At 55.2% G+C, this 22,878-nt stretch carries 27 protein-coding genes and 4 tRNA genes; 23 read left to right on the top strand and 8 right to left on the bottom strand.

Annotated elements, in window-relative coordinates:
- The first annotated feature begins 167 nt into the window (after positions 1-167).
- From gltX to ACPV0M_RS06780, 4 genes are all read left to right on the top strand, one after another.
- Positions 168-1,658 carry a glutamate--tRNA ligase gene (gene gltX / locus ACPV0M_RS06795; protein WP_425619921.1) on the top strand — a complete coding sequence of 497 codons (1,491 nt, stop codon included), beginning with the start codon at positions 168-170 and terminating at the stop codon, positions 1,656-1,658.
- A 29-nt stretch (positions 1,659-1,687) separates the two neighbouring features.
- Positions 1,688-1,761 (top strand) — tRNA-Gln (locus ACPV0M_RS06790).
- A gap of 11 nt (positions 1,762-1,772) precedes the next feature.
- A tRNA-Glu gene (locus ACPV0M_RS06785) sits at positions 1,773-1,848 on the top strand.
- A 269-nt stretch (positions 1,849-2,117) separates the two neighbouring features.
- The gene (locus tag ACPV0M_RS06780) at positions 2,118-2,324 is read left to right on the top strand and encodes a hypothetical protein (protein ID WP_425619920.1); all 207 of its coding nucleotides are present in this window, start codon (positions 2,118-2,120) and stop codon (positions 2,322-2,324) included.
- A gap of 3 nt (positions 2,325-2,327) precedes the next feature.
- Here the strand turns inward: ACPV0M_RS06780 and ACPV0M_RS06775 are convergent, their stop codons facing one another.
- The 3 genes from ACPV0M_RS06775 to ACPV0M_RS06765 all read right to left on the bottom strand — a co-directional run bounded on the left by ACPV0M_RS06775 (position 2,328) and on the right by ACPV0M_RS06765 (position 3,849).
- A complete protein-coding gene (locus tag ACPV0M_RS06775) occupies positions 2,328-3,272 on the bottom strand; it encodes a DMT family transporter (RefSeq protein WP_425619919.1) in 945 nt (314 codons plus the stop codon).
- Between the two features lie 133 nt (positions 3,273-3,405).
- Positions 3,406-3,582 (bottom strand): hypothetical protein, encoded by a 177-nt coding sequence (locus ACPV0M_RS06770; RefSeq protein ID WP_425619918.1) that lies wholly within the window; start codon positions 3,580-3,582, stop codon positions 3,406-3,408.
- A gap of 105 nt (positions 3,583-3,687) precedes the next feature.
- Positions 3,688-3,849 (bottom strand): hypothetical protein, encoded by a 162-nt coding sequence (locus ACPV0M_RS06765; protein WP_425619917.1) that lies wholly within the window; start codon positions 3,847-3,849, stop codon positions 3,688-3,690.
- A gap of 327 nt (positions 3,850-4,176) precedes the next feature.
- Between ACPV0M_RS06765 and ACPV0M_RS06760 the strand changes: the two genes are divergently transcribed.
- Positions 4,177-4,253 (top strand) — tRNA-Ile (locus ACPV0M_RS06760).
- A 154-nt stretch (positions 4,254-4,407) separates the two neighbouring features.
- Here ACPV0M_RS06760 and ACPV0M_RS06755 read toward each other — a convergent pair.
- On the bottom strand, positions 4,408-4,551 hold the full coding sequence (locus ACPV0M_RS06755; RefSeq protein WP_425619916.1) for a hypothetical protein: 144 nt from the start codon (positions 4,549-4,551) through the stop codon (positions 4,408-4,410).
- A gap of 153 nt (positions 4,552-4,704) precedes the next feature.
- Between ACPV0M_RS06755 and ACPV0M_RS06750 the strand changes: the two genes are divergently transcribed.
- Positions 4,705-5,319: a spore coat protein gene (locus ACPV0M_RS06750; protein ID WP_425619915.1), complete on the top strand. Its 615-nt coding sequence runs from the start codon at positions 4,705-4,707 to the stop codon at positions 5,317-5,319.
- A gap of 553 nt (positions 5,320-5,872) precedes the next feature.
- Here the strand turns inward: ACPV0M_RS06750 and ACPV0M_RS06745 are convergent.
- Positions 5,873-6,031 carry a hypothetical protein gene (locus tag ACPV0M_RS06745; RefSeq protein ID WP_425619914.1) on the bottom strand — a complete coding sequence of 53 codons (159 nt, stop codon included), beginning with the start codon at positions 6,029-6,031 and terminating at the stop codon, positions 5,873-5,875.
- A 36-nt stretch (positions 6,032-6,067) separates the two neighbouring features.
- Positions 6,068-6,199, bottom strand: a complete 132-nt coding sequence (locus tag ACPV0M_RS06740) for a hypothetical protein (protein ID WP_425619913.1) — start codon at positions 6,197-6,199, stop codon at positions 6,068-6,070.
- A gap of 188 nt (positions 6,200-6,387) precedes the next feature.
- On the opposite strand from ACPV0M_RS06740, the gene ACPV0M_RS06735 reads away from it, so the two are divergent.
- Positions 6,388-6,957 (top strand): hypothetical protein, encoded by a 570-nt coding sequence (locus ACPV0M_RS06735; protein ID WP_425619912.1) that lies wholly within the window; start codon positions 6,388-6,390, stop codon positions 6,955-6,957.
- A gap of 56 nt (positions 6,958-7,013) precedes the next feature.
- On the opposite strand, the gene ACPV0M_RS06730 is transcribed toward ACPV0M_RS06735, so the two are convergent.
- Positions 7,014-7,208 (bottom strand): hypothetical protein, encoded by a 195-nt coding sequence (locus tag ACPV0M_RS06730; protein WP_425619911.1) that lies wholly within the window; start codon positions 7,206-7,208, stop codon positions 7,014-7,016.
- A gap of 83 nt (positions 7,209-7,291) precedes the next feature.
- On the opposite strand from ACPV0M_RS06730, the gene ACPV0M_RS06725 reads away from it, so the two are divergent.
- From ACPV0M_RS06725 to ACPV0M_RS06685, 9 genes are all read left to right on the top strand, one after another.
- Positions 7,292-8,218 carry an L-lactate dehydrogenase gene (locus ACPV0M_RS06725; protein WP_425619910.1) on the top strand — a complete coding sequence of 309 codons (927 nt, stop codon included), beginning with the start codon at positions 7,292-7,294 and terminating at the stop codon, positions 8,216-8,218.
- A 98-nt stretch (positions 8,219-8,316) separates the two neighbouring features.
- Positions 8,317-8,391, top strand: a tRNA-Arg gene (locus ACPV0M_RS06720).
- Between the two features lie 775 nt (positions 8,392-9,166).
- A complete protein-coding gene (locus ACPV0M_RS06715; RefSeq protein WP_425619909.1) occupies positions 9,167-9,487 on the top strand; it encodes a hypothetical protein in 321 nt (106 codons plus the stop codon).
- A 66-nt stretch (positions 9,488-9,553) separates the two neighbouring features.
- The gene (locus tag ACPV0M_RS06710) at positions 9,554-10,024 is read left to right on the top strand and encodes a hypothetical protein (protein WP_425619908.1); all 471 of its coding nucleotides are present in this window, start codon (positions 9,554-9,556) and stop codon (positions 10,022-10,024) included.
- Positions 10,025-10,115: 91 nt separating this feature from the next.
- A complete protein-coding gene (locus ACPV0M_RS06705; protein ID WP_425619907.1) occupies positions 10,116-10,955 on the top strand; it encodes a hypothetical protein in 840 nt (279 codons plus the stop codon).
- A gap of 87 nt (positions 10,956-11,042) precedes the next feature.
- On the top strand, positions 11,043-11,258 hold the full coding sequence (locus ACPV0M_RS06700) for a DUF5316 family protein (protein WP_425622149.1): 216 nt from the start codon (positions 11,043-11,045) through the stop codon (positions 11,256-11,258).
- A 16-nt stretch (positions 11,259-11,274) separates the two neighbouring features.
- Positions 11,275-11,538: a hypothetical protein gene (locus ACPV0M_RS06695; protein WP_425619906.1), complete on the top strand. Its 264-nt coding sequence runs from the start codon at positions 11,275-11,277 to the stop codon at positions 11,536-11,538.
- Positions 11,539-11,784: 246 nt separating this feature from the next.
- Positions 11,785-11,973, top strand: coding sequence for a hypothetical protein (locus ACPV0M_RS06690; RefSeq protein ID WP_425619905.1), 189 nt, complete (start codon positions 11,785-11,787; stop codon positions 11,971-11,973).
- Positions 11,974-11,984: 11 nt separating this feature from the next.
- Positions 11,985-12,614 (top strand): hypothetical protein, encoded by a 630-nt coding sequence (locus tag ACPV0M_RS06685; protein ID WP_425619904.1) that lies wholly within the window; start codon positions 11,985-11,987, stop codon positions 12,612-12,614.
- Between the two features lie 39 nt (positions 12,615-12,653).
- Here ACPV0M_RS06685 and ACPV0M_RS06680 read toward each other — a convergent pair whose 3' ends face one another.
- A complete protein-coding gene (locus tag ACPV0M_RS06680) occupies positions 12,654-12,881 on the bottom strand; it encodes a hypothetical protein (protein ID WP_425619903.1) in 228 nt (75 codons plus the stop codon).
- A gap of 240 nt (positions 12,882-13,121) precedes the next feature.
- Here ACPV0M_RS06680 and ACPV0M_RS06675 point away from each other — a divergent pair, with 240 nt between their 5' ends.
- The 7 genes from ACPV0M_RS06675 to folD all read left to right on the top strand — a co-directional run bounded on the left by ACPV0M_RS06675 (position 13,122) and on the right by folD (position 22,868).
- Positions 13,122-13,646 (top strand): hypothetical protein, encoded by a 525-nt coding sequence (locus ACPV0M_RS06675; protein WP_425619902.1) that lies wholly within the window; start codon positions 13,122-13,124, stop codon positions 13,644-13,646.
- An 884-nt stretch (positions 13,647-14,530) separates the two neighbouring features.
- Positions 14,531-14,752, top strand: a complete 222-nt coding sequence (locus ACPV0M_RS06670; RefSeq protein WP_425619901.1) for an aminotransferase class IV — start codon at positions 14,531-14,533, stop codon at positions 14,750-14,752.
- A gap of 373 nt (positions 14,753-15,125) precedes the next feature.
- Positions 15,126-15,611, top strand: a complete 486-nt coding sequence (locus ACPV0M_RS06665) for an NAD(P)H-dependent oxidoreductase subunit E (protein ID WP_425619900.1) — start codon at positions 15,126-15,128, stop codon at positions 15,609-15,611.
- Complete coding sequence (locus tag ACPV0M_RS06660) at positions 15,604-17,499, top strand: NADH-ubiquinone oxidoreductase-F iron-sulfur binding region domain-containing protein (protein ID WP_425619899.1); 1,896 nt, start codon at positions 15,604-15,606, stop codon at positions 17,497-17,499. The genes ACPV0M_RS06665 and ACPV0M_RS06660 overlap by 8 nt, the downstream gene beginning before the upstream one ends.
- Positions 17,465-19,915, top strand: coding sequence for a molybdopterin-dependent oxidoreductase (locus ACPV0M_RS06655; RefSeq protein ID WP_425619898.1), 2,451 nt, complete (start codon positions 17,465-17,467; stop codon positions 19,913-19,915). The genes ACPV0M_RS06660 and ACPV0M_RS06655 overlap by 35 nt, the downstream gene beginning before the upstream one ends.
- 18 nt (positions 19,916-19,933) lie before the next feature.
- The gene (cooS, locus tag ACPV0M_RS06650; RefSeq protein ID WP_425619897.1) at positions 19,934-21,868 is read left to right on the top strand and encodes an anaerobic carbon-monoxide dehydrogenase catalytic subunit; all 1,935 of its coding nucleotides are present in this window, start codon (positions 19,934-19,936) and stop codon (positions 21,866-21,868) included.
- Between the two features lie 124 nt (positions 21,869-21,992).
- Positions 21,993-22,868, top strand: coding sequence for a bifunctional methylenetetrahydrofolate dehydrogenase/methenyltetrahydrofolate cyclohydrolase FolD (gene folD, locus ACPV0M_RS06645; protein ID WP_425619896.1), 876 nt, complete (start codon positions 21,993-21,995; stop codon positions 22,866-22,868).
- Positions 22,869-22,878 lie beyond the last annotated feature (10 nt).

Genomic DNA, 22,878 nt, shown 5'->3' with positions numbered 1-22,878 from the left:
TTCTGCAGGCTTTAACAATCTATCGGCTTTTGCCAAACAGTTCTTTAGGAAAAACGTAAGGAATGTAAGGTAAAACTAAGGATCTTACCGTGTGGCGGCTTTACAGTACAAAGAAAGTGGCAATATAATAGAAGGCGTACTGAATTTGACAGGGGAGCGGTTCTTAGATGGAGCAAGTGCGCGTGCGTTTCGCCCCGAGCCCGACGGGGAGCCTGCACATCGGCGGGGCGAGGACGGCGCTTTTTAACTGGTTATTCGCGCGGTCGCACGGCGGGGCTTTTATCCTTCGCCTCGAAGACACCGATACCGAACGGTTTATCGCCGACGCGGCCAGGGGCATACTGGCGACCCTGCGCTGGCTGGGCCTTGACTGGGATGAGGGCCCGGACAAGGGCGGCCCCTACGGTCCTTATCAACAGTCGCAGCGGTTCGACATATACAGGCGGGAGGCCGAGCAGCTGCTGGAGAAAGGGCTCGCGTACAGGTGCTACTGCAGCCCGGAAGAGTTGACACAGATGCGCGACGAGGCCCGCAAGCGCGGCGAGATCCCGCGTTATGACCGCCGCTGCTGCCGCCTCGGCGAGGACGAGCGTAAGACGAAGGAAGCCAACGGCATCAAGCCGGTCCTGCGCATCAAGGTGCCCGAGGATGAAACCACGGTCGTGTCTGACCTGATCCGCGGCGAGGTCAGTTTTGAGAACCGCGCGGTGATGGACGACTTTATCATCTTGAAATCCAACGGGATCGCCACCTACAATTTCGCCTGTGTGGTGGACGACTTCCTGATGCGGATTACCCACGTGATCCGCGCCGAAGAGCACCTGTCCAACACGCCCAAGCAGATTGTCATCGCACGGGCCCTGGGCTTCGAACCGCCGCAATACGCCCACGTGCCGATGATCCTTGCCCCCGACCGCTCCAAGCTGTCGAAGCGTCACGGGGCCACGGCCGTCGAAGAGTTCCGTACCGAAGGCTATCTGGCCGAAGCCATCGTCAATTACCTGGCCCTGCTTGGCTGGTCACCGGGCGGAGAGCGGGAGGTTCTGACACGCGAGGAAATCCTGGAGCGGTTTAGCCTGGAAGGTGTGTCCAAACATGCCGCTATCTATGACGTAAAGAAGCTGACGTGGATTAACGCCCAGTATCTCAGCTTGCTGCCGCTGGAAAAGATCGCGGCCGAGGCACTGCCCTTTTTCAAAGCGGCGGGGCTGGTCCCGGACGATCCCGATGCCGAAACCCTGTCTTATACGGCGCGGGTTATCGAGGCCGTGCGCACGCGGGTGCACACCCTCGTTGAACTGGCCGACGTTTCTTCGTACTTTTATAAAGACGATTTCGCCTACGAGGAAAAGGGTGTGAAAAAGCATTTCATGAAGCCGGGCGTCGCGGCTGTCCTGGATAAGGGCCGCGAAGCGCTGGCCAGCGTCGGGGATTTCACCGTGGAGGGCACGGAAGCGGCCTACCGGAAGCTTATCGAGGAACTGGGCATTTCCGGCGGAGCCATCATTCACCCGACGCGGCTGGCCCTTTCGGGGCGTACCGTAGGCCCGGGCCTTTTCGACATCATGGCCGTCCTGGGAAAAGAACGCTGCCTGGCGCGGCTGGAAAAAGCTGCATCGTTCATAAGGGCTTGCAACGAGCAGGCTGACATGCTATAATAACTCTTGCACTGTCGAGAAACAAATGGTGCGGGATGGTGTAATGGTAGCACGCATGACTCTGGATCATGCTGTCTAGGTTCGAGTCCTAGTCCCGCAGCCAATGAAAAATTCGGCCCTATCGTCTAGGGGTCCAGGACACCACCCTCTCAAGGTGGAGACACGGGTTCGAATCCCGTTAGGGCTACCAGAAATTAAACTGTTGAAGCGGTCTGGCGTGCCGCTTCAATTTATTTTTTATTTAAGGCTAATCGCCATCGCTGGACAACAAAAGGTTCCGACGGGCGTCCTGCTTTGTCGGAATTTTTCTGTTTACGGGGCATTTTGTAGGACCATGGTCCCGTACCGCCGGGACGTTGACGGCAAAGAGATGTGACCTATATCCCATAGCAATTGTAACCTTGATTAGTACGATAAAGTTAAGGATTTTACACTTGCGGCAGACGGGTGGTGGTGTACTTGATGCAGAAGATGCCTCAGGCAGACGTCAAACAGAAGTGGATCGTTTGCTTGAACAAACAAGGCTTCGTCGTCAATGCCAAAGACAAGACCCAGGCGTTGCTGCTGGCGCGAGAGCTTTTTGCCCTTAGCACCGGGCGTAAGGTGGCGCTTGAAGAACTGGACGGTTATTCGACATATGAGGCGGCACTGTGGGTCAATATTTAACAGCTACTGACGGGCAGCCGGGGTAACCGGGCCTTCGTTACTTTTTCCGGATACTGTATCTTTCCCGCCTTGCGGTCCCGTTCCGGACAATACCGCGAACACGCCGCCGGCCATAACACTCAAGCCCCCTAACATCTGAAGCAACGTCAGCTTTTCCTGCCAGAGCGCCGCCGCAAAGGCCACTGTTACCAGCGGTTCGGCGGTGCTTATGATCGACGCCCGGGTGGAACCGATAAACTTCAGGCCCTGGAAAAAGGCAAACATGGCGATCACCGTCGAGAACAGGGCGATACCGCACATGGCCGCCCAAGCGTTAAGGCTGAGACGGAATTCGAGTGTTCCGGTGGACAGCGCGATAATTAATAACGACAGGCTGGCGAACGACGAGACAAAGGCGCTTGTCACTATTGGCGACAACTGGGCCACGACACTGTTCCCCAAGACGATGTAACAGGAGTAAACGACGGCCGCGGTGAGAGCCAGGAACACGCCGAGGAAGTTTACAGCGTCAAAAGAGACGCCGAGGATCATAGCCGTCCCCAGGCTGCACAGCCCTATGGAAAGCAAGCGTAAGACCGTCAGTTTTTCTTTATTGACCAAGTAAGAGAGCACGGTGACAAAAATGGGGTAGCTGTATAAGAGCAAGGCCGCCAGAGAAGCGGGGATGTATTTTACGGAAGAAAGGTAAGAGCTCGACTGTACGGTGTAAAACACCCCGCCCAGCACGAACAGGGATGCCCACTGAAATCTTGTTGCCGGCCACTCTTTAACCTTGACGGCCGCGTATGTGAGGAGCGCCAGGGAAGCCAGCGAAAAACGAACGAAAAGCAGTGTTGTAACGCTGGCGCCCGCCTGGTAAGCGTAGAGGGCTAAAATGGGCAGCAAACCGAAGCCGACTGCCGAAACGATGACCAGGGAAACGCCGACGAAAAACGGATTGGGTTGCAAAACTTGCTTCTCCTATTGATAAAGTTCCACGGACACTTCTCCTTTCGGCCACTGAATCCCTGCAGAGTAACTGACTGATTAACAAGGTCTTACCCCGGTTAAGCCGGAGAGAGGGGCAAATCAACCGGGGCGATTATCCTTGGATGTCCTCGTCGCTGTCCGTTTTCACTTCATCATCGATTCCGTCGTCTGTAGCGTACATCCAGCCCAGACCGTCGGCAAGGTCCTCGGAAAAGCCCGCTCCCTGAGGCTCGGGCGGCATGGGTTCCGGGACGGGCCTGTTATTTTGTTTGATTTGTTCGTCTTGCATCTAAAGCAACCCCTTTCGGTTATAGGGTCCCACAATGGATGTTTTGTAAACCAAAAAAAGAACCTTTCCTTGTGGAAAGGCTCTTTCACAGTTGATTTGCCGGTTTTACTCACCTTCAGCCATGCCCATTGTGGGGAAGCCGCCGAAGAGCAGCAGAATGAGGAGTATCAGCAGCAGCGGGTCGATTTGGTTCATATCCCCCATAAGAAACAACAAAAGGAGAAGCAGTAGCAGTGGGTTAATCTGTTGTCCAGGCATATGTGGCATTAGAGATACCTCCTATGATAGTTTGGTGGCATCTTATGCAAGATGTGGTAGGTTTGCGCTTGTCCAATCAGCGCCGACTTACTTTTGACCCACTGGCGCCGGCTGGACCCACCCGGCCAGCAAGCTATGGCTTTGACTGATCGGCGTTAATCACCTCCGGTCTTGCTTGTGCTCCAAACAGACCCGCCCGTTTCTTCTCCTTCAGGCGGTAGCTTTCGCCGCTGACATCCATTCGTATCAGTTTTGTTTCTCGAATCAATACTCGTTTACTTCACCGGCGGCTTTGCTCCAAAACCTTGCTATGTTATACTGTTAATCAGGGGGAACGGGCCCATAGCTCAGGTGGTCAGAGCGCACGCCTGATAAGCGTGAGGTCGGTAGTTCGAATCTACCTGGGCCCACCAAGCTCAATCCGGTAGGATTGAGCAGCAGTAAGCTGTAAGTAGCTAGACTGGAAGGCATTCTCGTTCGGGAATGCCAAATTATTTTTGAATGGGGATTGAAAAGGATGTGGGTTCCCAGGGAGCGGGAACCCACATCTTTGTATGTAGGATGTTGCTAGATGCGGGGACCTTCGATGGTGTCATTGCCTAGAAGCTCATCTCTAGCTACCGGCCGGAGTTTGGTAGGATCGAAATCGTATTCCTTGTCGCCGGCCAACAGTCTCCGTTCGAAATCTTTGTCGTCTTTCATTTGGACCATACCGTTCACCTTCCTTATAAATATGTCTGAATGTAACTCCGGGATTGTTCAATAATGGTAGTCTTTTTGCGGAACCGGTTTGTTATGCGTTTATGCAAACGGAGGCATAATAGATTTTGAGCTTTCAAAATAAAAGCAGAAGGGGGATTATGGATGCAGTTAGGAATGCACGAGGCTATGGAGCTGCATGAGGTTTTGAGCGGAAAGGTTAATATGATCGATCACCATGCGCTTTATATCTCGGAAGCCCAGGACCCGCAGTTGCGCTCGCTTCTTGAACGTCACCAGCAGTGGATGCTTCAGGACTACCAGAAGACTCTTAACTACTTGCAGGGGCGGGGAGTGAACGTTTCTCCGTACCATATCCGCAATGTCGGTACCCCGACTTACGGCGCTCAAGGAGGGCAAACCGTGCAGCCGCACCCGAACACCAGGCGCCTGTCCGACCAGGCCATCTGTACCGGCGCGCTGATGCTCCATAAGTGCGGGGCCAGCACGGCCACCGTTGCCGCCCTTGAGGCTGCAGACCCTGAATTGCGCTTGATGCTTACGAACGACATTTTAAGCTGCGTGAATATGGCCTATGAAATCTTCCAATATATGAACCAGAGGGGATACTACCAGGTGCCGACGGTTGACCGGCGGACGATGCAAAACATCGCCAACACCTACTCCGGGGTTGGCGGTCAGCCGATGGTCGGGCAACAGTTCCCGGGGCAGTTCCAGTTCCAACAGGGGACCTATCAGGGTCCACCCGCTTATGTCTAATATGTCTAAGCAACCCGCAAAAACAAAAGAAAGGGCCTTACGCGAGGCCCTTTCTCTTTAAGGGAAACACTATCCTTCCGCAGTTTGGTGGGGAAGATAAGAATTAAAAGGGCACCCCGTGGAATCTCCCGTAACTGCGGCGTCGCCCACGGCGCACCGTCCCATTTCCAGCGGCGCTTTACGTTCAACCGTATAATGCCTGCATGTCCCGCAGCTGTCCATACGTAGCAAGTCCTCCTGTCTTTATGCGTCTTTAACCTCAAGCTTGCGACGGTGGAACAAAGTTTATACACCGGTATTTGGAAGCCCGACTCAAATAAAAAAGCCCGCTTGATGCGGACAATACGGACAAAATGAAACGGAGAGCGATGACAACCAAACACTAACCGACAGGACTTTGGGACTCACGTACTTGGCAAACGTTCACAACGTGCTCACGGGTCCGGAACCTAACGACTGTTGATAACCTCTCATCGCTCTCCGTGTTCGATTGTAAGCTGTGGAAAAGCACGGCGTCAACAAGAAATAGTTAGAAAATTGCAACAAGGTTTGGCTACTCTTGGGGCCGGTCTCCACGGTCTTCTCCGCGGTTTTCGCGCCGGTCTTCACCCGTACCGGGACGAACGCCCAGAGCGTTCCGCCGGAACAGGAGCCATAGCCCCCCGCCTATAAGCAGAATGATCAACAGGGTGGTAAGGGTTCCATCTGGCATTCAGCAAGCCCTCCTTATAAAGTGATTGATTTACGCTTACTTCTTCTCCGGCATCCGGTCATTCATAGAAGACTCAAGTTTATCCTCCGTACGCATCATTTGATAAGCGGCAAAGGCAGCGCTGACCAGGGCCGCCAAACCAAGCAATTTACCTATGCGAAGACGCATGCCGGACGAACCTCCCATTGCGCTTTTCTTTCAGTATCTGCAGGTTGGGTAAAAATGATACGAAGATAATTTTTGCATTGTCACTGAAGGCCAGTGATGAGCTTCTTCGCGTTTTACAGACAAAAGTACAGGGAGTTCGCTGCAGGAGTTTGGCGGGGTCTATAGGAAATAACTGGCAGGTGATAGGTATGCGTCTCCCCGGTATTGCGCTTTGTTTCGCCTTTGTTATAGGGCTGGTTCTGGCTGCCTGCACGTTTTTCAACCAACTGGGTCATTCAGGCCGATCAACCCCGGCCCAGGAAAACGTACAAGCCGTGCAGAGGGCTGGTGCCGTGCCTGCTGCCGCAGCCAGCGACCGGTTTGTCGGGGAGGAATCAGTAATGGAGCTCATCGAGAGAGCTCTTGCCGCGGACGATTTTCTCAATGCCGATTCCAAGGACGGACTGCGTGTCATCCTTGGACAAACGTATGCCGGCCCGCTGCTTGACGAATTAACCGATGCCGTATGGGAGACCCGCAACACCGATAACTGCGGCGGAGCCCGGGTGGCCGAATGGCTGGAGATAAACGTGGACGGGGGAACGGCTAGTGTTAAAGCCAGGGTGGAGACTTTAGACTGGGCTTCCGGACAATACGATCAGGGAACCGCCTCGTTCGCGCTGGCTTACGCGGCCGGCGGGTGGCGTATTGTACAAGTCGATTACTGCTGGGCTGAAGATGAATCGGCTGCTCCTGCGATTCTTCCGGATATGTTATGAGTATCGTATCTGTCACATGTTTCACCTACCATTCCGGCCTGTTGTTTCGTGACCCCTTATTTGACCTTGCGCATCTCCCACCAGGTACCCGCCCCGTCTCCCAGAAGGTTGCGCACGCTGAAGGTGCGGCGGATAAAAGCACTGGTGTTGCGCTTAAACTTGGGCCACGCCCAGGCCGCGATGTAAGTCTTTGCCACAAACCATAAAGCCTTGCGCAGCACTTTTCTCACCTCGCTTGTAATTGTTCCCATAATGCTGACCGCCCATTCAATCCCCGTTCAGTCTTGGAAAGCTTGCTGTTTTTGGGTAAGATAAAAGGAAGAGGTGACCTGGTTTGAAAATCGCCATCATCGGTGCCGGGGTGGTCGGGTCGACTATCGCCTATGCTTTAATGACGGCACAAATGGTCAATGAAATCGTCCTTATCGATATCGACGGGAAACGGGCGCAAGGGGAGGCCATGGACATCGCCGACGGGACCGCCCTCGTCGGTCCTGTCAACCTCTATGCCGGCGACTATAACGATTGTCGGGATGCAGGTATCGTGGTTTTCTGCGCAGGGGCCAATCAGCGCCCCGGGGAAAGCAGGCTGGACCTGGTTCATAAGAACCTGGCCGTGGTCCGGCAGGTAACCGGGCAGTTAACCCGCCGCTGGAACGGCGGGGTTCTCCTAATCGTGACCAACCCGGTAGACGTCCTGACCTATGCCGCCCTCAAATTCACCTCGCTCCCCTCCAGTCAGGTAATCGGTTCCGGGACGGTCCTCGACAGCGCCCGCTTCAGGAAGTTCCTGAGCCGGCACTGCCAGGTGGACGGACGTAACGTGCATGCCTACGTCATCGGCGAGCACGGCGACAGCGAGGTGTTTGCCTGGAGCCTGGCGACCATCGCGGGGGTGGCTATCGACGAGTTTTGCCGGCAGCGGGATGTGCCGCTTCCGGACAAGAAGCTGATTGCCGACCAGGTCCGCAATTCGGCGGCCGAGATCATCGCCCGCAAGGGGGCGACCTATTATGGAGTAAGCCTGGCCGTCCGCCGCATCGTCGAGTCCATCCTCCGCGACCAGCAGAGCATCCTGACGGTCTCGGGCTTGCTTGAGGGGCAATACGGCGAGTCGGGGACATGCTGCAGCCTGCCTACCGTAATGGGAAGGGAAGGGAGACACAAGGTGCTCGAACTGCCCCTTGCGCCGAATGAACTCGGGGCCCTGCACCACTCTGCAGGCCTCCTCAAACAGATCCAGCAGGAGGCGGGCCTGTAATCGGTCGCAGGTCTGTGCTCGACGCTCAGTGTTCAATGCAAGGCAGTTCAAGTTGCATTCGGTCTGTTGGTGAGGTATAATTAATTTTGCTGATCTTTGCGCCCATAGCTCAGAGGATAGAGCGCTGGCCTCCGGAGCCAGGTGCGCAGGTTCGATTCCTGCTGGGCGCACCATATTATCGACCATCAAACCCGCGAGACCAAGGTTTCGCGGGTTTTTTGCTATACAACCAAAAGCCGTTTTCATGTGCCATGTGTTAAAGGGATAACGCGCTTGCAGTACCGCTCGGCGAATGACGCGGAACATAGATTATTAGAACTGTCACAAACGGGGTACTATGCAGGTTTATTAGGTAATTTTACCTTTACCATGATCTGCTGGAGGAGGTTTTAAGCGTAGCGATACGTGGCAGTCCTTTTGATACTCTTACTGTTCACCTCTTTGAGCCCGTTAGCTCTTCCTGCAAGTGCAGGGATGGACGACAGGCTGCACATCGTGGTTGGCGACGATTTTCTGCCTGCAGAAATAGAGCCTATAATCGAAAGAGGCCGTACCCTGGTTCCGGCTCCGGTCTTGGCGGAGAGGCTAAAGGTGATGGGATAGGGTATGCTTTCAGCCGGCGCGGTGCTGGATCTTCACACCCTGGCCGGCAAGCAGGATTTTCGTTTCCGCCCCTGGATCTTTGCCTTTTCTCTAATACCCTTTATTTAATCTTTGTCCCTTTAGCAGTCGCTTTTTATGGTTTCGGCTATATACCGTGGTTCATTATGTATTCTGACCTAGGGTCTGTAGTGTACGGTCTGATTCCGTTAACCTTGCTTGGCGTAGGGTTAGGGCTTGTGCTTCCTGGCGGGGGAACCCCCACAATCTTAATGTGGCTCAGCGGTCAGTATAGTCTCCCGGCAGTTTTAGACTGACTTAAGTTAATGGGGGAGAGGGGGTCAGTAAGTGGATCCTTTGATAGCGCAAATAGTTATAAGTTGGCCTGCTATTCTTTCCTCACTGTTCATTTCGACAGCCGGAATTATGACCCGTCAGTGGTACCTATTGATTGTCGGGGCCATCCTGAGCATCGGCTTTGCCTGGTACCTGACCAATTTGCCGGTAATTGTCTTTAAGATAACTGGATATTCATTACCGTTACTCCACCTTGCGGCAATGTTTTTTGTACTGCGCCGGATGAGGTGGGCTGCAGGACTATTGTTACTGCCTTACGCAGCCATAGCCGCATACTTCGGGATTGGGGTGCTAATCCAGAATTATTCCTAAATTAATAATCCCCCGTGTCGGAACAGCAACAGCGCTATCACTAATTTGTTGTTTGGAGGTCAGGACGTGAGCGATATGGAGAAAGAGTGGTCAGTGGCCGGTCATAAACTCGGATGTCCGGTGTGCGGACACGGGCGGTTCTGGTATCGGACCACACTTATGAACACTCGGCTGGCCACGTTTTTCAACCTGGACTGGGCCAACCAAACGGCGGTTAACTTTGTATGCGGCCGCTGTGGTTATGTTATGTGGTTTATCGACCCGCCAATAGACCGTGACAAACCCCTGGCAAAAGATACCGATTTTGGTTACATCGATCCGGAAACTCTTAAGGAGGTACAGGCTGCGGTACGGCTGACATATAAGCTGGCGCAAAAAGACATTGCCGAAGTCAAGCCAACCCCCTCCAAAGATAAGTACCTGGTTAACACGCTCAGCGGGACTTTCGTTGTTCAGTTAGGCACCCCGTCACCTATGGTTGCGGAGTGGAATCAAGATGCGGAGGTACGGGAGTGGTTAATGAGGGACGGGAGTTAAGGGAGTCAAGAGGAATACCTATGGGTACGGGGGAACGGCCGGGGTCTTAAAGGCAGGAACAGGTCCGTGGAAAAGATCGGGAGAGGGTGTTATGGATCGGAATGCAAGAGCCCTTTTAGTGAGCTTTTTTGTAATGGTTTTACTTATAGCCGTTGCAGTTGCTAAAGCCGACGGCCTTTCGCCGCCTTCAGAGCTCGACCCGCAGCAGGTCAAGGAAATCACTGTTGAACCATTCTTCCAGTTGGATGAATTACATCGATCCCTGGTCTTCAAGGACCCTGCCGATTTTCAGCCAGTCGTTGACGCTTATAATGCTTCCGCCAATCTTAAGGAACGCCACTGGGCGACAACACCCCGGTTAAAAGTAACCATCACTTTGAGGAACGATGCCCGGATTGTTATAACGGACGTCCGTTATCCTAGCTTTATGGTCACGTACGAAAACTCGGGATTCAGCTTGGAATCGCCCCAAATGGCTGTCCTCTTCTATAAGTTTGAGGACAGACTGAGATCGGAACTTTACCAGGAACGCCGATTGGATTTGTGTCTTACAGCCATAAAGGCTGCTTACGAGGAGCTTGAGCATCCCATAAAGTTCGTGGCTGTCGATGCCTATGCTTTAGACGGGCTCTGCGAGGTGTACCCAAAAGAGCGGGTACTGCAAAGAGTCAGCACCCTTTTTCCGGTTCCGGTGTATGATTTTGAGGACGTTAAACACGACCATAGCAAGTTCGACTGTGTTAATGGGGAGATGGTCGGTGCCAAGAACGGCGCTGTGCTATCCGTCGAGGTTTTGGAGTATGACGGAGAGAGGGCGGCCATCGAAGTGTTCTTCGGATTTGCGAATCTGAACGGCCGGGGTAGACAGTATGAAGCTCGGCTTGTAGGTGAGCAGTGGCGGTTAACGCCCGGCCCAATGATCGTGTCTTAGAACCCGCGGTTAATACGTTCTTCATCGGCGGGAAAGTTCTTGTTTTCGATGGTATCGGCTTCACTAATCTGGAGCGATTAGAGATTGGTGATACAGGTCGCGGGGCTCTTTGGTGTAGCCTGTTTGGGACTATCGGCGGTATTTTCAGGTTCCCTTGGCTCCGGCGACAGGATAAGGGCCAATTATACTCATGAGGACGAAGAAGACCGGACGAGAAGGCGCAGGTGGGCTACAAACCTTTTTTTCGTTGGTTTGCCGAACGTTATTGGGGCAATGGTTATTCTTTTCTTGGCCTGGTCGTAGAGAGGGGGTGCTTTTAATGGGAGAAGCAAAACCGCCGGCTCCAAAGCAGCTCTGTCCTTATTGTGGGAGACCGGTGACCGAAAACGATATCTGTACGGAGTGCGGCAGTCACGCCAACCCTGACTACCAGATTTTTGACCCTATCGAGCGTGCCTGGCAGCAGGGCCGGTTCCTGCGCCGAGTTAAGTTTGGTAAAGTGCTGGCCATAGTATTCTTGCTTTTTATCTTGTACGCGGTTGCTAACGGGTTGATAAATGTTGTCAAAGAGACGTTTGGATAGGGCTTGCCTGAAGAGCGTGAACCATGTTGTCCCAATAATATCAACTAAAGCAAGAAACGAAAGCGAGCTTGAAAGCCTTGAGAAAACCCGCCTTTTGCTTATTAGCGCTTGCTGTAATCTTTGTGTTGCCGGCCTGCTCGCATCGGCCCGGCGTATCAGGCCGGTCTGAAGTGACCGGACGTTTTGACCGGGCGGAAAAGTTCGGGCAGTTTGTCGAGGTGCACAGGTCCGTGGGGCTATTACGCGATGAAGGAGATCATTCCCATCGACGGGGTTAAGGAGACAACCAGGTTGGATAAAAAGATACCGGTCGGGGATTTTACGGTTTACCTCAGGGGACTTGTAAAAGAGGGGGACGGGACCTGGACATTGGACTACAGTGGCCTGGATTCCGCAGGCAACAAGGTGGATGCCGCCATCGACGCGGGCTTATAGCGGGCATATATATGAAGGCCGACAATTACCGCATGCCGCTGACTTGTTTCAGTCGGTTCAAGGATCCGGCCAAAGGCGACCGGCGTCTGGTGATGCGCTACCACTGGCTGCCCGGCGACCAAGACGCGGAGAGCCGTATACAGGGGTCGGCAATTAAGATCACCAGGCTGGGCATCAGGCAGGAGGACGCTGCGGTAGACGTAAACCTGGGTAGCCCTAAGAAGGCGGCGGAGGACCGGGATGAAACGCGGATAATGGCTGCCGTCAACGAATATTACGATACTTTTGGAACAGCTCTTATCAAAGGCGACATTACGATCTTTGAGAGAAAGTACGGCTACCTTCAGCCGACGGGTGAAAGGGACGACGGAGTCAACGACTGGCGGCGGCAGTTTAACGTGTGGATGCCGCTGGGAGTGAAAGATTACAGCGTTTCCTTCAACGAACCCATCGTAACTGTCTCCAGAAATACAGCCACTGCGGATTTGGATGGGCTTGAAAGGATACTGCGGAACGGCGGCGAGTCCGCCGGGGGCTTCGGCACCGTGATCCACCTGGAAAAGTCACGAGGCCAATGGAAGATTACCATGGTTGACGAGTTTACCGAAACGGAAATGTACTCGGAAATGGAGGTCAACTGATGTTTTACCGGCACCGGTAAAAATAGATCCTGCCCGTGCCTATCGGGTGCGGGAAAGGCCTTCGGGTTCGGGCGGCAGCTCCAGGTGCTCCTCGCTGCAGACCCTTTGGCCTATCGACGGCAGGCCTGCAGGTTTCGGGGTCAGCTCCAGGCCCTCTTGCTCGCTGCAGCCGCCTTTGCCCTCGGGGGAAAGGCCTTCGGAGACCTCCATTCCCACCTGTGCTGCATCGGAGACGGGAGCTATGGTCTTGCGCCTGTTTTTCGCCAAAGTAAACACCTCTTTCTCCAGAAAAACCTGATGGCATCCCTGCCGGCTTTACTTTGAAACACCAGGGTCTGACGTTATAATGCCTTTTTTTGAGCCACTTTACCCGCAAGGCCGTCAGGCGATCTGAAATAATAAACATAAGGAATGGGCGGCCCGGAAAAATTTTTTCTCCGGGTCGTATTTTTTGTAATCCAGATGCCCTTTTAAATTGTCATGTATTATGAGGTGGGTTTTGCGAAGATGGGATACCGTCTCAGCGTTTTGTTTGCGATACTTGTTATTCTAATGCTGATCAGCGTATCAGGGTGCTTTGCTTCTTCTCTTGAGAATTACCTTGATGCCCAGGGTATCCCCGCCGGCAGCATCATTTACACTGCTCCGTCCAAGTATGTTTCGACGGTGTTCTACCTTGAGGGGAACGGCCTGTCCGTAGCCTGGCTGGAGCAGCGATGGGGGTGCTGGCGTTTTATGCGCACGTACAGTCAGCTCAGTCCTCGTCCAGGAGAGACCCTTACCTGGCACGGATGTACCCTGAAGTTCCCGGAAGACGATATGCATAAAGCCCTTACCTGCATTTTTGGCATCGCTTCCGATCCGCAGATACGGGTTGTGAAATTGGAATCCCCTCAGTCTGGCGTCATTGCCGTCACCGACGTCCACGAGGCTGAAGGGTACAGGGTATGGTGCGTAGTGGCCCCGGATATCCCCATGGGCTGCCGTATCACCGGCCTATCTGCGACCGGTGAAGTGCTTTACGCATATTAACCACAAAAATATCGCTATGGGACTTAGTTCCATATCAGTTAAAGGAAACCGTTAGCAATTTGTCGAAATCCGGTGTATGGCTAAGTCGCTTGAAGACCATGAAGCAGTCAAGCTGTTCTTCCGGCTTGAACTTAATAAAACTTAATAAGCTGATGAGATTGAAGAGACTCGAAGAGTGGAGCAGAGCTTAGACGACTCGGAGATATGGGGTGAGCACCGGTATAAAGTTGTATCGGTGTTTTTTGTTTTTAACGGCTTCTTTAACATCTTTTAGGATGGCGGGAACGGGTGATCGTCATCATCGATAACTACGATTCGTTCGTTTATAACCTTTACGGCTGTTTCAGGATGAGGCTCTCTTACTGGCGCTCGGAGTTTCGCGACTGGAGGTGGACGGGTGGAAACTTTAGCGTGCGTCAACGGGGAAATATTGCCGGCAGCGGGAAGGCACATTTCGCCCCTGGACCGGGGGTTCCGATATGGGTTGGGCCTCTTTGAAACACTGGCCGCCAAGAACGGGCGGATACTCTTTGCGAGGGAACATCTTGCCAGGCTCCGGGCGGGGGCCGGCCATCGGGCATCAACCTGGACCGTGATGACCGCTGCCTGCAAGGATACCTGGAAACCTCCAAGCAGGCCAACGGTATCAAGGACAGCTCGCTGCGGCTCACGGTTACGGCCGGGCCGGCGAGCGGGGAAACGTGCACCATTGTAACCCTGGGGCCGCCCCTTTATACCGACGGGGACTATAGGCGGGGTTTTCGCATCGGCGTTGTCGGAATACGGCGCAACCGTCATTCACCGTCAGTCAGGCTGAAGACCCTCAGCTACCTGGACCAATACCCTTTCCAGGCAGGAGGACCAGCAGCGGTTGGGACGAAGGGGTGCTTTTGAATACCGAGGGATTGGTCGCTAAGTGTTCGGCCAGCAACATTTTTATCGTGCGGCAGGAGCGATTGTTTACCCCGCACGTCGATCGCGATCTGCTGCCGGGTATTGTTCGGGCTGAAGTCCTTGCGCTGGCCCGGCGCCTGGGACTGGACGCATCTGAAGCCGCCCTGGGAGTCGATCTCTTTGGAAGGTGCCGAGGAAATCTTTCTTACTAATTCGGTTTTGGGCGTGATACCTGTCAGTTGTTTTAACGATCAGCCGGTGGGCCTTTCCTTTCCCGGGCCGCTTACCGGAAAGCTGGCGGATGCTTATAGACAATTAGTATCAGCGGTAAGTAAAAGGTGAACACCCCACATTTAAAGTTCAAGAAGTAGTTAGGGCGTTTAATCGGTATCGCTTTGACAATAAGCGGCGGTCAAGCAGCAAAACGGTAGTTCTACACGTCATAAGAAGCGCCACACACTTCTACCAAGGCTGTTGGCCGGTTTTTTATTGTCCGGGATGGGGTATGCGGCTTACCATAACTACCACAACTTCAACTTCTAACGATTGGATGTTCGGTGTCGGCAAAACAAGGGGGAAGCCAAATTGGGCAGCGCACACAACGCTTCGCTTGATGAACAGACTCGGTCAATTCTCGTTCCCCACATCGGACGGCAGGGTACCCTTGTGGATGCCCTTCACGATGTGCAGCAGGCTTTCGGTTATCTGCCCGAGCAGGCGCTGCGCGTATTAGCGGACGAGCTGAAGGTATCGCTGGCCCAGGTCTGGGGCGTTGCTTCCTTCTATGACCGGTTTTACTCAGAACCCCGGGGCAAAAACGTTGTGCGTGTTTGCACCGGAACGGCGTGCCAGGTTCGGGGCAGCCAGTCTGTGTTGCAGCGGCTGGAAAAGGCTATGGGTCTTAAGAACGGTGAGACGACCGCCGACCGGGCCTTTACCCTGGAGACCGTGAACTGCGTGGGCTGCTGCGGGCTTGCGCCGGTGGTCGTCGTTAACAACGAAGTGGTTCCAAACCGTGATGTGGAGCGGGTTATTAGAGACCTGCCCAGGGAGAGCGGGGACGATGAGTAGACTGGCGAGTATGGCCGATCTGGCCGCGCTGCGCGCTCGTCTGGCGGCCGAACGCCAGCCCAGCCGGAAGACAGTTAAGGTATGCACCGGTTCCGCCTGCCGTTCGGCTGGTTCGCTTAAGGTAGCGGAAGCGCTGTCGCGGGAACTCGCGCGGGCGGAACTCCCGGCAGCCGTGCGACATACCGGCTGCCAGGGCTTTTGTCAACTCGGCCCGCTGGTGACTGTTCAACCGGGAGGAACCCTTTATGGGCACGTTACGCCTTTTGATGTCCCGAAAATCGTGGACCTTACTCTAAAACGCGGCCAGTTTATCAGTCACCTAGCCTGCCGGCATCCCGAAACCGGGCAGCCGGTCCGGTCCGCCGACGACCTGCCGTTTTACAGCGGTCAAACCCGGTTGGTGCTGCGCCATTGTGGCATGATTAACCCGATGCGGATAGAGGACTACATTGAAGTAGGGGGCTACAGCGCGTTGGCCCGGGTGCTGCAAGAGATGTCGCCTGAAGATGTCATCGCCAGCGTCAAACTGTCCGGGCTGCGCGGGCGCGGCGGCGCCGGCTTCCCGACGGGGCGGAAATGGGAAGGGGCACGCAAGGCCAAGGGTGAGCGCAAGTTTGTTATCTGCAACGGCGACGAAGGCGACCCCGGCGCCTTCATGGATCGCGCCCTGCTGGAAGGGGATCCGCATGCCATACTGGAAGGGATGATCATCTGCGCATATGCGGTGGGCAACTGCCGTGAAGGTTTCGTATACGTGCGTGAGGAGTATCCTTTGGCAGTTCAGACCGTCGGTATAGCAATCGAACAGGCTCGCGCAATAGGGTTGCTCGGCAAGAATATCCTGGGCAGCGGTCTGGATTTCGATATTGAGATCCGGCGCGGTGCCGGGGCCTTCGTGTGCGGGGAATCGACAGCGTTGATGTTTTCTATTGAAGGAAAACGCGGCATGCCCCGTGTTACCCCGCCCCGCTCCGTCGAGTCAGGATTATGGGGGTGCCCCACCTGCTTAAACAACGTGGAGACTTTTGCCAACATCCCCTTAATCATAAACCAGGGTGCCGACTGGTACGCGACACACGGCACTAGTGGGTCCAAGGGTACCAAAGTCTTCGCCCTTTCAGGCAATGTAAGGTATACCGGCCTGATCGAGGTGTCGATGGGGATTAGTACCCGTCAAGTGGTATTCGACATCGGCGGTGGGATCCAAGGGGGGAAACGGTTCAAGGCGGCTCAGATCGGTGGTCCCGGTGGCGGTTGTGTACCGGAGGAGCACCTCGACCTGCCGATCGATTTCGAATCATTGGATTCCATCGGATCGGCCATGGGCTCGGGCGCTTTGATCGTAGTGGATGAGACTACCTGCATGGTGGATTTCGCCCGCTACTTCTTGCAGTTTACTCAGCAGGAATCGTGCGGAAAATGTCCGCCGTGTCGCATCGGAACCTACCAGATGCTGCGCATCCTAGAACGCATAGTGGAAGGAAAGGGGGATAAAGGCGACCTTGAAAGGCTTGAAAATCTGGGCCGTCTCATCAGCCAGACATCTCTCTGCGGGCTGGGCAAGTCGGCTCCCCGGCCCGTGCTCTCCACGCTCCGATTCTTCTGGGACGAGTACAAGTCCCACATTTATGAAAAGCGCTGTCCGACAGGGAGCTGCTCAGCGTTGAAACGCCTCGTAATCGGGCCTGACTGTGTCCAATGTGGCCTCTGCATGGAAGTGTGCCCACAGCACGCTGTTATCGAGAAACAGGACGGCTTCGCCATTGACCCCGTGGTCTGCATCAACTGCGCGGCGTGCGTAACGGCCTGCCCGATGGAATGCATCCTGGAAGATACCGGGGAGGAAAGAACCCATGAAAGAAACAGGACCGTTTGCCCTGACCATTGACGGGCGGGAAACTACGGTAGCACCGGGAACAACGATCATCGAGGCTGCAGCCGGCCTGGGGATCGACATCCCCCATCTTTGTTACTGCCCGGGATTGAAAAGCACGGGGTCCTGCCGTCTTTGTATCGTCGAGATTGAGGGGCTGCGCAGCCCGGTTGTCGCCTGCAAGCGGGAGGCCACCCCGGGGATTGTCGTGCATACGGACAGCCCGACCATCCGGGAGGCGCGCCGTTTTGTGGTGGAACTCCTGCTGTCACGGCATCCGCGGGAATGCCTTACTTGTGACAAAAACGGCGTGTGTCAGTTGCAAAGGTATGCCTATGAATTGGGAGCGCAGGCCGACCGTTTTCCTGTTGAACCTCCCAACCATCCTGTCGACGACCGTAACCTGTTTATTTTCCGCGACCCCAATTACTGCATCTTGTGCGGCTGCTGCATCCGGATCTGCCATCTCCAGGGCGCTGGTGTCATTGACTTTATCAACCGTGGCTTGAAGACGAAAGTCGGGACGCCGTGGGACCGCCCGCTGGATCAATCAGACTGCGACTTTTGCGGGAGTTGCATCGAAGTCTGTCCTACGGCGGCCTTAATCGAGCAGCGGCGGCGCGGCCGGGGCAGGGAATGGGAATTGCACCGCTCCACGTCCGTCTGCGGTCACTGCGGCGCGGTCTGTGCCGTGAACTTTTACTTGAAGGGCGGCGAGGTCGTCCGGGTCGGCGCTCCCCAGCGGGTGGACTACTTGTGTGCGCGCGGCCGGTTCGGATGGGTGCATCTTTCTCATCCGGAGCGGCTGACCAGGCCGCTGGTAAAGAAGAACGGAACGTTGGTGGGCGTCAATTGGGGCGAGGCTCTGGATGCTGTGGCCAATGGACTTCTGGCGGTACGGGACAAATGGGGACCGGATTCTGTCGGAGGGATTATCGGTACCGGCGTGTCCAATGAAGTTGCCCAAGCGTTTCTGAGTCTCATGCGCATAGGATTACGCACCAATAACCTTGGTATTTCCCCTGGTCTCAAGGGGCTGGCGGATGTGTTGCACGACTTGGACACGGTTTATGGCGGAAAGCGGGCTACCCTGGAAGACATTGCAAGCGCCGATGTGCTGCTCGTTATCGGGGACGCGGTTCGGCGATCACCTGTAGTATGGGCAAAAGTCAAGCGGGCGCTCGCTAACGGTACAAACCTGATTTATGTCGGTTTTTACAACGGACGGCTGGCAAAAACAGCCTCTATATGGCTGCGCTCTCGTCCTGAAGCAATAGAGGCGGTACTGCATCAGATGGCAGCTATGCTTTTGCGGCTGGACGAGGGCGGGAGGCTTCCCGGACGGCGTCTCGAAGGTTTCAGCGACTATAAAACAGCTCTTCAAAGGGCTTTCTCAATGACTATTTCTGATGGTGAGGGGCTGGAGGCAAAAGATCTGGCCGCAGCCTGTGCTGCCTTTGGCGACTTAAGCCGCAAAGCAGTGGTAATTTTTGCCGCCGACGGAGTAAGCCGCGGTACGGCCGCTGCAGCTGTTAACCTTGCGCTTCTCACCGGAAGAACCGAACGAGCAATCTATCCCGTAGTTTCGGGAGCCAACGCAACCGGGATACTAACCTTGCTGAAAACCGGTAAAACGTCTACTGAAGCCGCCATGAGCGCAGTTAAGATGCTTACAGGTACCAACGTGCGGGGTCTGTACATACTTGCGGAAGACCCCCTGTCTTTCTTTCCTGACCCGGAACGGTGGCGGGGTTTGATAAACGAGCTGGAGTTTCTCGTGGTTCAAGATATGTTTTTGACCCCGACTGCAGCACTCGCTGACGTGGTCCTGCCCGCTTCCAGCCACGTGGAAGAGGATGGCAGTTTCATTAACGCGGCGGGTCACCCGGTACGCTTTGATCAGGCAGTGCCACCTGTGGGGATGGGCAATCTGAATACGCTGGCGCAAATCGCTGCTCGCCTGGGGTCCCAGGCGCTTGGCGGCGAAGCACACGGTCCGACAGCAGAAATCGAACGCCTCGTGTCCGGTCGTGCGGTACCGGGCACTTCCAAGCCGGCATTGTTTCTGCCGTCTGTTAGCAATTTAACCAAGGGGAATACTCCTGGAATATCGCTTGTAGGGTATGCCTCCCGCTTTTATCCCGTCCACGATACCAGGCTGCGTTTCAGCGGCTTCGCCCGATTGGAACCGTATGGCGGGGACTGCATTGCCTTATCGCCAATAGATGCAGGAGCGCTGGGGATTGCGGAAGGAGCGGATGTTGTGGTTCAGTCGCCTTACAGCAAGGCTTCTGCCAGGGTGAAGATCGACAATGGATTGTTACCTGGCGTGGCGCTGGTTTCTCCGGACGCCCCGGTGGCATTAGCTATACTTGGCGGTTCGTGGCCCCTGGGTCCGGTGCCGATCCAGTTAACCGTTGCAAGGACTTAAGGAAGGGGATGAAAAGCGGTGAAAAGGGACCACCAGCTTACCGATTGCCAGGCGAGCCGGCAAATGATTGCTAAGGCATCCCGTGACGGTACCGTTACCATGTTTGATCGGGTCAGGGGACGTAAGGTTTGTTCATTTGGCTCGGGCGGCACTTGCTGCCGGGTCTGCTTTATGGGTCCCTGTCACGTTAAGGAAGAAGGCCCCGGGGCCGACACAGGCATCTGTGGGGCTACTCCTGCTACCATCGCGGCACGGAACTTCGGCCGGATGATTGCCGCCGGAACGGCTGCTCACAGTGACCATGCCCGGGAGATCGTGTTGACATTTCTTAAAATGCTCAACGGTGAAGCGGCCAGCTATACCATACGCGATCCCGTAAAACTCCGAGAACTTGCGGAAGTTCTTGGTATTTCCTCGAATGGTGATGCCAAAGAACTGGCACGCAGGGTAGCGGAATCTCTGCTTGCTGAATTCGGCAAGCAGGAAGGGGAATTGATTTTTCCAAGCCGGGCTCCTGCTAAACGGCAGGAGATCTGGCGCCGTCTCGGGGTTGTCCCCCGCGGCATCGACCGGGAGGTCGTGGAGATGCTCCATCGTACCAGCGTGGGCGTAGATCAGGATTTTGAGCACTTAATGCTTCAGGGAATGAGGGTAGCGCTGGCCGATGGCTGGGGCGGCTCGATGATCGCCACTGAACTGCAGGACATCCTTTTTGGGACGCCTTACCCTGTGCTCGGAAAGGTTAACCTGGGTGTCTTACGGGAGGATCACGTCAATATCGTGGTTCATGGGCATGATCCGCTGCTGCCCATGGTTGTCGTGGACATGGCCCGGGATGAAGAGCTCCTGGCCAGGGCGCGAAGTGTCGGAGCAAAGGGCATCAATATCGCCGGTATTTGTTGCACCGCTAATGAACTCTTGCTTCGCAACGGCATTCCCGTGGCGGGAAGCATCCTTCAGCAGGAACTGGCTATCGTCACTGGCGCCGTTGACCTCATGATGGTCGACGTGCAGTGTGTCATGCAGGGTTTAGCTAATGTTGCGGCGTGTTACCATACGGAGCTGGTTACCACTTCGCCGCGGGCGCGCATCCAAGGAGTCACCCACGTGGAGTTCCACCCCGAGCACGCTGAGAAAACGGCGCGGGAACTCATTCTCAGGGCTGTTGACAACTACCCGCGACGCGGCGTTGTGGAGATCCCGCGTGAAGAGATAGATGTGATGGCGGGATTCTCTCATGAGTCCATTCGTTACATGCTTGGCGGGAGATTCCGCGCTGGTTACGGTCCACTTAACGAGAACATCATCAATGGCCGTATCCGGGGGATCGCCGCCGTGGTGGGCTGTTCCAACCCGCGGGTACGTTATGGAGACCTGCATACCACCCTGGTGAGGGAGCTGATCGCCAATAACGTGCTGGTGTTGACCAGCGGTTGCGCGGCTATCAGCTGCGCCAAGGAAGGACTGCTGGTGCCCGAGGCCTCGGACCTGGCAGGTTCGGGGTTACGAGAGGTTTGCGAGGCGGTAGGTATGCCGCCGGTACTGCACTGCGGTTCCTGCGTTGATAACAGCCGCCTGTTGGTAGCGGCTACTGAAATAGTGCGCCAGGGCGGGCTTGGCGACGATTTGGCTGACCTGCCTGTTGTCGGGTGTGCTCCTGAGTGGATGAGCGAAAAGGCGTTGGCCATCGGCCAGTACTTTGTCACCAGCGGCGTTCCCGTCGGCTTTGGTGTCGTGTTCCCGACCCTCGGCAGCGAAGAGTTTTCCAGTTTTCTTTTTGAAGGTATAAGTGCGCTTACCGGGGGCAAGTGGTTTTTCGAACCTGATCCAAGATTGATGGCGCGCCGGGTGATTGAGTACATCGATGCAAAACGGCGGGCACTGGGGATCGAGCAAGCAAGGGAAAGAGTTTTGTTTGATATGGAGATGCGGCGGCAGATCGCAACCGGCTAGCCGGTCAAACCACTGGTATACAGGGAATTCCGCTACGCCGCCGTCCGCGTTGACTGGCGGTGTTTTCTTAAATTCGTTTATGGAAGAAATGGGAGCTAATAGTCCCATAGCGAGGAGGAGCAAAATGGCGGCGCGTATTTTAGACGGGAAGGCGATAGCGGCTCAAATACGGTCGGAACTGGTACGGGAAGCGGGGTCTTTTGCCTCGCAATGGGGCTCGCCGCCGGGTTTGGCGGTGGTGCTGGTCGGGGACAATCCGGCGTCGCAGGCATACGTACGTAACAAGGAGCACGCCTGCCAAGAGGTTGGCATCCGGTCGACGGTGCACCGCCTGCCTGCTGACACCCAAATGGATGACCTGCTTCAGCTTCTGGACCGGCTTAACGAGGACAGAGGTATCCACGGTGTTCTTGTACAGCTGCCCCTTCCGGATCACCTGGATGCCAAAGCGGTAACGCAGGCCATTAGACCGGAAAAGGACGTAGACGGTTTTCATTCCCTGAACGTAGGGAAACTGCAGATCGGTGAGCCTTGCTTGGCGCCGTGCACGCCATCCGGGGTTATCACCATCCTCGAGCGGTCCGGCATTCACATCGCCGGAAGTCATGCCGTTGTGATCGGCCGCAGCAACATCGTCGGCAAGCCTACAGCCATGTTACTGTTGCAGCGCCACGCTACCGTAACTATTTGTCATTCCCGTACCCCAGACCTTGCATCCGTAACCCGGCAAGCGGACATTCTGGTGGTAGCCATTGGCCGGCCGGGGATGATTACCGGAAAGATGGTTAAAGAGGGGGCGGTAGTGGTGGATGTGGGAATTAACCGTGTGGATGGACGCCTGGTGGGAGATGTCGATTGGGATAGCGTTGCCCCGCGGGTTTCAGCCATCACTCCTGTCCCCGGTGGAGTCGGCCCGATGACCGTAACCATGCTTTTGGCCAACACCATTCTCGCGGCGAAATTGCAGGTATCCGCATCGGCCGGTATATTGGCGACCTAAACGGCAGCCG

This window comes from Desulfosceptrum tomskiensis (assembly GCF_049818055.1).
GTDB lineage: Bacteria > Bacillota > Desulfotomaculia > Desulfotomaculales > JASEER01 > JBFLVT01.
Note: the sequence above shows the minus strand (reverse complement) of the source record. Positions and strands in the feature narration are given on the sequence as shown.